We start from the raw sequence: 12,111 nt of genomic DNA on the forward strand, positions 1-12,111 counted from the left end.
CAGCGCCCCGGCATGCCGTCGTGGCGCGGCGAGCCAGCACGCGCCCGATGCCGGCCACCTGGGTCAGTCCTGTACCAGCCAGCGTCCGCCGGCCCGGGCCAGGTGGTCGGTGAGGCTGGCCAGCAGCTCGCCACCGTGGCGCCAGTGGTGCCAGTAGAGCGGCACGTCGATGGGCCGTTCAGGAATCAGCTCCACCAGCTCCCCTCGGGCCCGTTCACCCTCCACCTGGTGTTCGGGCACCAGCCCCCAGCCGAGGCCCGCCTGGGTCAGGCGGACGAAGCCTTCGGACGAGGGGCAGAGATGATGGGGAAAGGCGCCCTGGATGCCCAGCGCGGCCAGGTAGCGGTGCTGCAATTGGTCGTCGGGGCCATAGACGATGGAGGGCGCATTCAGCAGCGCCTCCGCCGTGACGCCCCGGGAGAAGTGCCGGGCCACGAACCCCGGGCTGGCCAGGGCGCGGTAGCGCATGGCGCCCAACGCCAGGCTGCGGGCCCCGGCCACCGGACGCTCGGCGGCGCAGATGCAGCCGGCCACTTCACCGGCACGCATGCGCTTGAGGCCGACCTCCTGGTCTTCCACCACCAGGTCCATCAGAACCCGGTGGCTGGAGCAGTAGTCCGCCACCGCCGGGGCCCACCAGGTGGCCAGGCTGTCGGCATTGATGGCGATGCGCAGGCGCTCCGGCAGGCCGCCTTCGTCCAGCGCTGGCACCTGGGCCTGGAGGTCGCGCTCCAGCAGGCGCACCTGCTGCACATGGTTGAGCAGGCGGGTGCCGATCTCCGTCGGTGCCGGTGGCGCAGCACGCACCAGCACGGGCTGCCCGACCCGCGCCTCCAGCAGCTTGACCCGCTGGGACACCGCCGACTGGGACAACCCCAGCACCTGGGCAGCCCGCTCGAAACCACCCTGCTCCACCACGGCGGCGAGGGCAGCCAGGAGCTTGTAGTCGAACATATCGATTTTCCTTATGCGAGATCAGCAGGATTCGTTTTCCTTATACAGCTGCCCTCGGCAGACTCGCCAGCATTCCCTTTCGCCTTTCAAGGAACCGACCGTGGCCGGAGAAACCGCCCTGTCCGTGCTGCTGCGCAGCCTGGAACCCCGTCTCGACGACGGTGACTACGTCTTCTGCACCCTGGCGTCTGACGCCCCGACCGGTTGCACGCCCGTGGCCAGCATCCGCGAGGCCGAGGGGTTGAGCCTGATCCTCCCGCGTGAACAGGCCGATGCCCGGGGCCTGCCCTACGACTACGTCGCCGCCTGGATCACCCTGCAGGTGCACTCCTCCCTGGCGGCGGTGGGGCTGACGGCCGCCGTGGCGGCTGCACTGGCGCAGGCCGACATCAGCTGCAACGTGGTGGCGGGCTACCACCACGACCACCTGTTCGTGCCCCGCGAACGCGCCGAGTGCGCGGTGTCGATCCTGCGGGCGCTGGCCGCCAGCGCGGTGGAGGGCTGAGGCATGTGGCAGAGCTACTTCAACGGCATGCTGGTGGCGGCCGGGCTGATCATCGCCATCGGCGCGCAGAATGCCTTCGTCCTCGCCCAGAGCCTGCGCCGCGAGCACCACCTGCCGGTGGCGGCGCTCTGCGTGCTGTGCGACGCGCTACTGGTGAGCGCCGGGGTGTTCGGCCTGGCCAGCGTGCTGGCACAGAACCCGATGCTGCTGGCCATCGCCCGCTGGGGTGGGGTGGCCTTCCTCGCCTGGTACGGCAGCCAGGCACTGCGCCGCGCGCTGAGCCCGGGCACCCTGGCGATGCAGGCCGACGCCGGGCCACGCTCGCGCAAGGCGGTGCTGCTGGCGGCGCTGGCGGTGACGCTGCTCAACCCCCATGTCTACCTGGATACGGTGCTGCTGATCGGCTCCCTCGGCGCCCAGCAGCCGGTGCCTGGCGCCTACGCCCTGGGCGCGGCCAGTGCCTCGCTGATCTGGTTTTTCGCCCTGGCGCTGGGCGCTGCCTGGCTCGCCCCCTGGCTGGCCCGTCCCGCCACCTGGCGGCTGCTGGACTTCACCGTGGCGCTAATGATGTTCGCCATGGCGGCACAATTGGTGAACGGGATCTGAACCCGGGCGGTCCAAGCAGCACGGGCCGCGGAGGGGCTATTCCACACGGATACTGCGTGGTTAAGCCTCTGGTCGGGTGCTATGATCCGGCCCTCGCGGCATATAAAGAGTACGAACTCAAAGCCGCTCACCGGCCGCCCGTGAACGGCCCCGCGCCTTGCGCACATATCCAGACCTGATGAAGGAGACAGACATGGCTTTCGAATTGCCGCCGCTGCCGTACGAGAAGAACGCTCTCGAGCCGCACATTTCCGCCGAGACCCTGGAATTCCACCACGACAAGCACCACAACACCTATGTCGTGAACCTGAACAACCTGGTTCCGGGCACCGAGTTCGAAGGCAAGAGCCTGGAAGAGATCGTCAAGACCTCCTCGGGCGGCATCTTCAACAACGCCGCCCAGGTGTGGAACCACACCTTCTACTGGAACTGCCTGAGCCCGAACGGCGGTGGCCAGCCCACCGGCGCCCTGGCTGACGCCATCAATGCTGCCTTCGGTTCCTTCGACAAGTTCAAGGAAGAGTTCACCAAGACCTCCGTCGGCACCTTCGGCTCCGGCTGGGGCTGGCTGGTGAAGAAGGCTGACGGCTCCCTGGCCCTGGCCAGCACCATCGGCGCCGGCTGCCCGCTGACCAGCGGCGACACCCCGCTGCTGACCTGCGACGTCTGGGAACACGCCTACTACATCGACTACCGCAACCTGCGTCCGAAGTACGTCGAGGCGTTCTGGAACCTGGTGAACTGGGACTTCGTGGCCAAGAACTTCGCCGCCTGAGTCACCCGCAGCACCTGAAAGGACCCGGCCTTGCGCCGGGTCTTTTCGTTCATGCCGGCACTAACCGCCGCCCTCTTCCAGGATGTGGCTAAACAGCACAGCCGACCGGGTCGCCCGTTGAGCCCAACGGCACCATCCATTCGTCGAACAGTATTCAAGTCTGCCGATGCAGCACCGACACAGGGGCGTGTTCGCTTAATCCACCGGCCTGGCGAACGTCCCATTCGGGGACCGGGTTCCGCTTTTTGCGTACTGGCCCTTTGACGGCTACCCCGTGTTTGCCAATACTCAAGCGGTCTGGCACCTGGCACTTACCGGCATCGAACAAGGAATTCCTACTTGAAGCTGGATCTGAAAAACAGCTTGTCACTGAAGTTGCTCCGCGTGGTGCTGCTGTCCGCACTGGTGGTGGGCGTGGTGCTCAGCTGCGCGCAGATCGTGTTCGACGTCTACAAGACCCGCCAGGCGGTGGCCAATGACGCCCACCGCATCCTCGGCATGTTCCGCGATCCATCGACCCAGGCCGTTTACAGCCTGGACCGCGAAATGGGCATGCAGGTCATCGAAGGCCTGTTCCAGCACGAGTCGGTGCGCTTCGCCAGCATCGGCCACCCCAACGAACCCATGCTGGCGGAGAAGACCCGTCCGCTCAGTGAGCTGCCCACCCGCTGGCTCACCGACCCGATCCTCGGAAAGGAACAGAACTTCACCACCCAACTGGTGGGACGCGGACCGTACAGCGAGTACTACGGCGACCTGACCATCACCCTCGACACCGCGCCCTATGGCGAGGACTTCGTCATCAGCTCGGTGATCATCTTCGTCTCCGGCGTGCTGCGCGCCCTGGCCATGGGCCTGGTGCTCTACTCCGTCTACCACTGGCTGCTGACCAAGCCGCTGTCGAAGATCATCGAGCACCTGACCAACATCAACCCCGACCGCCCCAGCGAGCACAAGCTGCCCATGCTCAAGGGCAACGAGAAGAACGAGCTGGGGTTGTGGATCAACACCGCCAACGAGCTGCTGGCCTCCATCGAACGCAATACGCACCTGCGCCGGGAGGCCGAGAACAGCCTGCTGCGCATGGCCCAGTACGACTTCCTCACCGGCCTGCCCAACCGCCAGCAGCTGCAGCAGCAGCTCGACCAGATCCTCGAGGACGCCGGCCGCCTGCAGCGCCGGGTCGCCGTGCTGTGCGTGGGCCTGGACGACTTCAAGGGCGTCAATGAGCAGTACAGCTACCAGACCGGCGACCAGTTGCTGATCGCCCTGGCCGATCGCCTGCGTGGCCACAGCGGCCGCCTCGGCGCGCTGGCCCGCCTGGGGGGTGACCAGTTCGCCCTGGTCCAGGCGGACATTGAGCAGCCCTATGAAGCCGCCGAGCTGGCCCAGAGCGTGCTGGACGACCTGGAAGCCCCCTTCGCGCTGGAACAGCAGGAAGTCCGCCTGCGCGCCACCATCGGCATCACCCTCTTCCCGGAAGACGGCGACAGCACCGAGAAGCTGCTGCAGAAAGCCGAACAGACCATGACCCTGGCCAAGAGCCGCTCGCGCAACCGCTACCAGTTCTACATCGCCAGCGTGGACAGCGAGATGCGTCGCCGCCGCGAGCTGGAGAAGGACCTGCGCGAAGCCCTCAAGCGCAACGAGCTGCAACTGGTCTACCAACCCCAGGTGGACTACCGCGACCACCGCGTGGTGGGCGTCGAGGCGCTGCTGCGCTGGCAGCACCCGCAACACGGCTTCGTGCCGCCGGACCTGTTCATCCCCCTGGCCGAGCAGAACGGCAGCATCATCCCCATCGGCGAGTGGGTGCTGGACCAGGCCTGCCATCAGCTGCGGGACTGGCACGACCAGGGCTTCAACGAACTGCGCATGGCCGTGAACCTCTCTACCGTGCAGCTGCACCACACCGAGCTGCCGCGCGTGGTCAACAACCTGCTGCAGGTCTACCGCCTGCCGCCGCGCAGCCTGGAGCTGGAAGTCACCGAGACCGGCCTGATGGAGGACATCTCCACCGCCGCCCAGCACCTGCTCAGCCTGCGCCGCTCCGGCGCACTGATCGCCATCGACGACTTCGGGACCGGCTATTCCTCGCTGAGCTACCTGAAGAGCCTGCCGCTGGACAAGATCAAGATCGACAAGAGCTTCGTCCAGGACGTGCTGGAGGATGAGGACGACGCCACCATCGTCCGCGCCATCATCCAGCTGGCCCGCAGCCTCGGCATGCAGGTGATCGCAGAAGGGGTTGAGACCCCCGAGCAGGAGAGCTACATCATTGCCCAGGGCTGCAACGAGGGTCAGGGCTATCTCTACAGCAAGCCGCTACCGGCCCGCGAGCTGACCGGCTACCTCAAGCAATCCCGCCGCCTGAGCGCCGCTGCCTCCAACCCCGCTGCCCTCTGATACGCCGCATGCACCGCCTGAGGATGGCCGCCAGACGCTAGAGCCACCCGGTGGTGCGCAACAGGTAGACCGTTGCCACCGCCCCTGCGATGCACACCAGCCCCGCGCCCAGCGCCTGCCAGAAGAAGGTCCGCGCCAGCACGTCCTCGCCATGGCTGGACAGTAGGAAAGGCCGCGCCTCCCCCGGGCGACGCATGCGGTTCACCGCCGGTGCCGCACTGGTGGCACGATGGCGATCCTCCGCCTCCAGCTGCGCCGCCAGACGCACCCGCCCCCACTCCGCCTCGTCCAGCTGGCCGTCGCCGTTGCTGTCGAAGCGCTTCAGCAGGCCGGTGAAGTCACTTTTCCATTCGCGGATCACCGCGCCCTCGGCGCGGCTGGCATCGAAACCCTGCTGGCTCGCGCCAGTGGTGACGAATTCGCCGATGGCGTAGAGCGGGCCGCCCAGTTCCAGGCGCTCCTCGGTGTAGCGGTAGTCGCCGCCGCCGAACAGCGAGCCGAAGAAGCCGGTGGACTCCACCCGTAGCGGGTGCCGCTGGCTGCCATGCCAGACGTCGCGGGAGGCGGGTCGGACCTCGGCACCCCGCGGGTCGATCAGGCACTCGCCGGTACCGTCCCCCAGCGCCAGCCACTGGTCGCTGGCACCGCTTTCCACCACTTTCCAGCGCTTGTCCTTGTCGCTTCCGCTGCGCTCCTCGATCCGGAAGCGCCACCACACACAGGGCTTGCCGGTGAGCGGCGCGCTCAACAGGCCGTGCTGCGGCTCGTGCAGCACGCCGTAGAGTTCCACGTAACCCTGGGCTGCCGAGCGGATCTTCGAGGTGGGCGTATCCAGCAGCAGGCGCCCCTCGTAGAAGCGCTTCAGGCACCACCAGCCGCCACCGAGAAAGGCCCCAAGGCTGAAGGCCAGGCTCATCGCCAGGCCGCCAGCGTCACCACCGTCCATCAGTTGAACAGGCTCTTGATGTCCACGTCGGCCTTCTCGGCCTCGCTGAACACCAGCAACTCCGCCGGGCGGAAGCCGAACATGCGGGCGATCAGCACATCGGGGAACTGCTCGATGCGCACGTTGTTCAGGTTGACCGCCTCGTTGTACAGCTCGCGGCGGTCGGCAATGCCGTTCTCCAGCCCGCTGATGCGCTGCTGGAGGAACTGGAAGTTCTCGTTGGCCTTGAGCTGCGGGTAGTTCTCCGCCAGCGCGAACAGCTGCCCGAGGCCGGCCCGCAGCCCGCTCTCGGCCTGGCCCAGGGCGCCCAGGTCACCGCGCTCGCGGGCACCGGCCACGGCGTTGCGCGCGGCAATCACGCGCTCCAGGGTGCTGCGCTCGTGCTGCATGTACTGCTTGCAGGTTTCCACCAGCTTGGGCAGCTCGTCGTGGCGCTGCTTGAGCAGCACCTCGATGTTCGACCAGGCCTTGCCCACACCGTGCTTCAGGCGCACCAGGGCGTTGTAGAGGATCACGGCATAGGCGCCCGCCAGCAGCAGGGCGACGAGGATGGCAACGGTGCTCAGGGACATGCGAACGACTCCTTGTCTTCGGTTCCGGCGGATTCTAGCGCCCACCGCCCTCCGGCACAGCGACCCGGGGCACACCCAACGCGACAGCGAGACAACGTGCCACTTTTCAAAAATGCAAATCTTTCGCATTATGTTCGCCGTTTTCGCGCAGCAGCGCTTCCCAACACCACCGAAGGAATCCGCCATGAGTCGTATGCCCCTGGCCACCGCCAGCCTGCTTGCCATCGCCATCACTCTCGCCGGTTGCGGCGACGACAAGGACAAGGCCGCCGCGCCCCAGGCCGCAGCCCCGGCAGCCGCCAGCAGCACCGCTGCACCGGCCGCCGCCAAGGTGGACGAGGCAGCGACCAAGGCAGTGGTCAAGCACTACGCCGACCTGGCCCTGGCCGTGTTCACCGACGCCCACACCACCGGCGTCGCCCTGCAGAAGGCCGTGGACGCCTTCCTCGCCAACCCGAATGACGCCACCCTGAAAGCCGCCCGCGAAGCCTGGCTGGCCGCACGCGTGCCCTACATGCAGACCGAGGTGTTCCGCTTCGGCAACCCGGTGGTGGACGACTGGGAAGGCCAGCTGAACGCCTGGCCGCTGGACGAAGGCCTGATCGACTACGTCGCCAAGGACTACCAGCATGCCCTGGGCAACCCGGGCGCCACCGCCAACATCATCGCCAACAAGGAAATCCAGGTCGGCGAAGACAAGATCGACGTCACCGAGATCACCGGCGAGAAACTGGCCAGCCTGAACGAACTGGGCGGCTCCGAGGCCAACGTCGCCACCGGCTACCACGCCATCGAATTCCTCCTCTGGGGCCAGGACCTGAACGGCACCGGCCCGGGCGCCGGCAACCGCCCGGCCACCGACTACGCCCAGGGCAAGGACTGCACCGGCGGCAACTGCGATCGCCGTGCCACCTACCTGAAGGCCGTCACCGACCTGCTGGTGAGCGACCTGGAATACATGGTCGGCCAGTGGAAAGCGGGCGTGGCCGACAACTACCGCGCCAAGCTGGAAGCCGAACCGGCCGAGTCCGGCCTGCGCAAGATGCTGTTCGGCATGGGCAGCCTGTCCCTCGGCGAACTGGCCGGCGAGCGCATGAAGGTCGCCCTGGAAGCCAACTCGCCCGAAGACGAGCACGACTGCTTCAGCGACAACACCCACAACTCGCACTTCTACAACGGCAAGGGCATCCGCAACGTCTACCTGGGCGAGTACAAGAAGGTCGACGGCACCACCCTGACCGGCCCGAGCCTGTCCTCCCTGGTCGCCAAGGCCGATGCCCAGGCCGACGCCACCCTGAAGGCCGACCTGGAGGCCACCGAGGCCAAGCTGCAGGTCCTGGTGGACCGCGCCAACAAGGGCGAGCACTTCGACCAGTTGATCGCCCCGGACAACGCCGAAGGCAACCAGGTGGTGCGTGACGCCATCGCCGCCCTGGTCAAGCAGACCGGCGCCATCGAGCAGGCCGCCGGCAAGCTGGGCATCAGCGACCTGAAGCCGGACAACGCCGACCACGAGTTCTGATCGACTCGTCCACGCGTCCCGTAAAGCGGATGCGGCCCATCGCCGCATCCGCTTTTTTCATGTCCGGAAATCCGTCTCTCGTCTCGCTGCAAGGCACGTCACGCCTGGGTTCCACCCGCTCCGCAGCGGCCAGCCGGACCCGCTATCACGAACGCAAATCCCTCTTATTTAATAGCCGTTCGCCTGCTAACATTGCCCGCCTGTTTTCCCCAGCCGGACCCGCCAATGCCCGTATCGTCGGCCCTCCGCCACCTGTCGCCGCTGTTGCTGGCCGTTGCCCTGGCCGGTTGCGACAAGCCCCCCCGCTTCACCCAGGCCGAACCCGGCGAGCAGCTTTCCGGCGGTGCCGCGACCATCAACCTGCATGACCGCAACGCCTTCTCCCAGGCCTCCGGCAACCTCACCCCGAGCCGTCGGCTGGACTTCAACGTCGGCAACAGCTTCTTCCGCAACCCCTGGGTGATCGCCCCCTCCTCCACCACTGCGAGGGATGGCCTGGGCCCGCTGTTCAACACCAACGCCTGCCAGAACTGCCACGTGAAGGACGGCCGCGGCCATCCGCCGGGCGTTCGCGGTGACAACGCCGTGTCGATGCTGGTGCGCCTGTCCATCCCCGCCGAAGCCAAGGCCGAGCACCAGCAGATGCTGGAGCGCCTGGGCGTGGTGCCCGAGCCGGTGTACGGCGGACAACTGCAGGACGTCGCCATCCCCGGCGTCGCGCCGGAAGGCAAGGTGCGCATGCGCTACGAGCCGCTCAACGTCACCCTGGGCGACGGCACCGTGGTGGAGCTGCAGAAGCCGACCCTGGAGATCACCCAGCTGGGCTACGGCCCCATGCACCCGCAGACGATGTTCTCCGCGCGGGTCGCCCCGCCGATGATCGGCCTGGGCCTGCTGGAGGCCATTCCCGAGGAGGCCATCCTGGCCAATGCCGGCCCGTCCGAGGCCAAGGGCCCCGGAATCGTCGGCCGCCCCAACCAGGTCTGGGACGACGCCGCCGGCAAGACCGTGCTCGGCCGCTTCGGCTGGAAGGCCGGCCAGCCCAGCCTGAACCAGCAGAACGCCCACGCCTTCTCCGGCGACATGGGCCTGACCACCAGCCTGCTGCCCCACGACGACTGCACGCCCACCCAGGTGGACTGCCTGAATGCCGTGAACGGCGGCGAGCCCGAGGTCAGCGACAACATCCTGCGCCTGGTGCTGTTCTACAGCCGCAACCTCGCCGTGCCCTCGCGGCGCGGGGTCAACGACCCGCAGGTGCTGGACGGCAAGGGCCTGTTCCACCAGGCCGGCTGCCAGGGCTGCCACACCCCGAGCTTCACCACCCGGGCCGATGCCGCCGAACCGGAACTGGCCAACCAGCTGATCCGGCCCTATACCGACCTGCTGCTGCACGACATGGGCGAGGGCCTGGCCGACGGCCGCCCCGAGTTCCAGGCCAGCGGCCGCGACTGGCGCACACCGCCGCTGTGGGGCATCGGCCTCACCGAGGTGGTCAATGGCCACACCCGCTTCCTTCACGATGGGCGCGCCCGTAACCTGCTGGAGGCCATCCTCTGGCACGGTGGCGAGGCCGAGGCGGCGAAACAGACCGTCATGCGCTACGACGCCGGGCAGCGAGCCGCGCTGCTGGCATTCCTGAATTCCTTGTAAGGAGCCCTGCATGTTCCGCCCCAAACTGCTCTTCACCAGCCTCGCCGCCCTTGCCCTCGGCGCCTGCGCCCCGCAGGACCCGCAAGCCCAGGCCACGTCCGCGCTGGCCAAGCAGGTGATCCTGCCCACCTACAGCCGCTGGGTGGAAGCCGACCGCGCCCTGGCCGCCAGCGCCCTGGCGTTCTGCTCCGGCAAGGAGGACCTGGCCAAGGCCCGTGCCGACTTCCTCGTCGCCCAGAAGGCCTGGGCCGAGCTGCAGCCGCTGATGGTCGGCCCGCTGGCCGAAGGCAACCGCGCCTGGCAGGTGCAGTTCTGGCCGGACAAGAAGAACCTGGTGGGCCGCCAGGTGGAGCAACTGGTCAATGCAAAGCCGCAGATCGACGCCGAAGGACTGGGCAAGTCCAGCGTGGTGGTGCAGGGCCTGTCCGCCTACGAATACATCCTCTTCGACAGCGGCCTGGACCTGGCCGATGCCGAGCAGAAAGCCCGCTACTGCCCGCTGCTGGAAGCCATCGGCGAACGCCAGAAGGCCCTGGCCGAGGAAATCCTCGCGAGCTGGAACAAGAAGGACGGCATGCTGGAACAGCTGACCAAGTTCCCCAACACCCGCTACGCCGACTCCCACGAGGCCATCTCGGAGCTACTGCGCGTGCAGGTGACTGCCCTCGACACCCTGAAGAAGAAGCTTGGCACCCCCATGGGCCGCATGAGCAAGGGCGTGCCCCAGCCCTACCAGGCCGACGGTTGGCGCAGCGACACCTCCCTGGCCAGCCTCGGCGCCAGCCTGCTGAGCGCCGAACAACTGTGGAAGGGCGTCGACGGCCAGGGCCTGCGCAGCCTGCTGGGCAGCGACCAGAAGGCGCTGGCCGAGCAGATCGACGCCGCCTATGCCGACGCCCGCAGCAAGCTCGATGCCCTGCAGCCGCCGCTGAGCAAGCTGCTGGAGAGCGAAGAGGGCCTCAAGCAACTGGGCGTCTTCTACGCCAGCCTGGACGTGGTGCACCGCCTGCATTCCAACGAGCTGGCCCGCGTCCTCAACGTACAACTGGGCTTCAATGCCAACGATGGTGACTGACATGCTGCGCCGCCAGGTGGTCGCACTCGGCAGCCTGCTGCTCGGCGCGGTGACGCTGAGCGGCTGGTCGCTCTATCGCAAGGGGCGCGAGCCCCTGCTGCTCTCTGCCCGTGACGATGCCGACGGCGGCCATTACGCCGTGGGCTACCGCCTGGACGGCACCCAGGTGTTCGTCACCCGGGTCGCCCAGCGCTGCCACGACATCGTCCAGCACCCCAGTGAAGCGGTGGCCCTGTTCGTTGCCCGTCGCCCGGGCACCGAGAGCTACCTGATCGATCTGGAGGACGGCCGCCTGCTGCAGACCCTGCGCTCGCAGCCGGACCGGCACTTCTATGGCCACGGCGTGTTCCACAAGAGCGGCGAGTGGCTGTACGTCACCGACAACGACACCCGCGACCCTGGCCGCGGCGTGCTGGGCGTCTATGCCTACGCCGACCGCCAGCTGAGCTTCCAGGGCGAGCTGTCCACCCACGGCCTCGGCCCGCACCAGGTGTCCTGGATGCCGGATGGCGAGACCTTCGTTGTGGCCAACGGCGGTATCCGCACCGAAGCGGAAAGCCGCAAGGAAATGAACCTCGACGCCATGGAGCCGAGCCTGGTGCTGATGCATCGCGACGGCAGCCTGATCAGCCGCGAGACCCTGCCGCAGCAGATGAACAGCATCCGCCACCTGGCCGTCGCCGCCGACGGCACCGTGGTGGCAGGCCAGCAGTACATGGGCGATGGCGGGGACCACGCCGACCTGCTGGCCATCAAGCGCCCTGGCCAGCCGTTCGTCGCATTCCCCGTGGCGGACGAACAGCGCCTGGCCATGGCCCAGTACACCGCCAGCGTGGCGGTGCACGACGAACTGCGCCTGGTGGCCCTGACCGCCCCACGCGGCAATCGCTTCTTCATCTGGGACCTGGACAGCGGCGCCCTGCGCCTGGACGCCCCGCTGCCCGACTGCGCCGGCGTGGGCGCGGTGAAGGACGGCTTCGTCGTCACCTCTGGCCAGGGGCGCTGCCGCCTCTACGACTGCCGCCAGGCCGCCCCCACCGCCACACCGCTGCAATTGCCCGCCGGGCTCTGGGACAACCACCTGCACCTGGCGTGAA

Annotated in this window: 11 protein-coding genes; 8 read left to right on the forward strand and 3 right to left on the reverse strand. The window is 67.7% G+C overall.

The genetic code is table 11. From position 1 onward, the window contains the following. Nucleotides 1-63 precede the first annotated feature (63 nt). Complete coding sequence (locus RTK35_RS26290; protein WP_316909429.1) at nt 64-960, reverse strand: LysR family transcriptional regulator ArgP; 897 nt, start codon at nt 958-960, stop codon at nt 64-66. A 94-nt stretch (nt 961-1,054) separates the two neighbouring features. Here RTK35_RS26290 and RTK35_RS26295 point away from each other — a divergent pair, with 94 nt between their 5' ends. The 4 genes from RTK35_RS26295 to RTK35_RS26310 all read left to right on the forward strand — a co-directional run bounded on the left by RTK35_RS26295 (nt 1,055) and on the right by RTK35_RS26310 (nt 5,246). Continuing rightward, on the forward strand, nt 1,055-1,459 hold the full coding sequence (locus RTK35_RS26295; RefSeq protein WP_316909365.1) for an ACT domain-containing protein: 405 nt from the start codon (nt 1,055-1,057) through the stop codon (nt 1,457-1,459). 3 nt (nt 1,460-1,462) lie between these two features. After that, a complete protein-coding gene (locus RTK35_RS26300) occupies nt 1,463-2,065 on the forward strand; it encodes a LysE/ArgO family amino acid transporter (RefSeq protein ID WP_044409437.1) in 603 nt (200 codons plus the stop codon). Nucleotides 2,066-2,258: 193 nt separating this feature from the next. Continuing rightward, nucleotides 2,259-2,840 (forward strand): superoxide dismutase [Fe], encoded by a 582-nt coding sequence (gene sodB, locus RTK35_RS26305; protein WP_044409441.1) that lies wholly within the window; start codon nt 2,259-2,261, stop codon nt 2,838-2,840. A gap of 339 nt (nt 2,841-3,179) precedes the next feature. Beyond that, a complete protein-coding gene (locus RTK35_RS26310) occupies nt 3,180-5,246 on the forward strand; it encodes a putative bifunctional diguanylate cyclase/phosphodiesterase (RefSeq protein ID WP_044409444.1) in 2,067 nt (688 codons plus the stop codon). Between the two features lie 37 nt (nt 5,247-5,283). Here RTK35_RS26310 and RTK35_RS26315 read toward each other — a convergent pair whose 3' ends face one another. Beyond that, nucleotides 5,284-6,192, reverse strand: coding sequence for an E3 ubiquitin ligase family protein (locus RTK35_RS26315; RefSeq protein WP_236213844.1), 909 nt, complete (start codon nt 6,190-6,192; stop codon nt 5,284-5,286). Then, on the reverse strand, nt 6,192-6,764 hold the full coding sequence (locus RTK35_RS26320) for a LemA family protein (protein WP_044409450.1): 573 nt from the start codon (nt 6,762-6,764) through the stop codon (nt 6,192-6,194). Before RTK35_RS26320 ends, RTK35_RS26315 begins: the two co-directional genes overlap by 1 nt. Nucleotides 6,765-6,948: 184 nt before the next feature. On the opposite strand from RTK35_RS26320, the gene RTK35_RS26325 reads away from it, so the two are divergent. From RTK35_RS26325 to RTK35_RS26340, 4 genes are all read left to right on the forward strand, one after another. Beyond that, the gene (locus RTK35_RS26325) at nt 6,949-8,286 is read left to right on the forward strand and encodes an imelysin family protein (protein WP_316909366.1); all 1,338 of its coding nucleotides are present in this window, start codon (nt 6,949-6,951) and stop codon (nt 8,284-8,286) included. A 225-nt stretch (nt 8,287-8,511) separates the two neighbouring features. Next, nucleotides 8,512-9,939 (forward strand): di-heme oxidoredictase family protein, encoded by a 1,428-nt coding sequence (locus RTK35_RS26330; protein ID WP_074971576.1) that lies wholly within the window; start codon nt 8,512-8,514, stop codon nt 9,937-9,939. A 10-nt stretch (nt 9,940-9,949) separates the two neighbouring features. Further along, complete coding sequence (locus RTK35_RS26335) at nt 9,950-11,014, forward strand: imelysin family protein (protein WP_142011806.1); 1,065 nt, start codon at nt 9,950-9,952, stop codon at nt 11,012-11,014. Between the two features lies 1 nt (nt 11,015). Continuing rightward, the gene (locus RTK35_RS26340) at nt 11,016-12,110 is read left to right on the forward strand and encodes a DUF1513 domain-containing protein (RefSeq protein ID WP_316909367.1); all 1,095 of its coding nucleotides are present in this window, start codon (nt 11,016-11,018) and stop codon (nt 12,108-12,110) included. The last annotated feature ends 1 nt before the right edge of the window (nt 12,111 follow it).

Origin of the sequence: Pseudomonas sp. zfem003 (assembly GCF_032621675.1) — a bacterium.
In the GTDB taxonomy this organism is placed as follows: Bacteria; Pseudomonadota; Gammaproteobacteria; order Pseudomonadales; family Pseudomonadaceae; genus Metapseudomonas; species Metapseudomonas otitidis.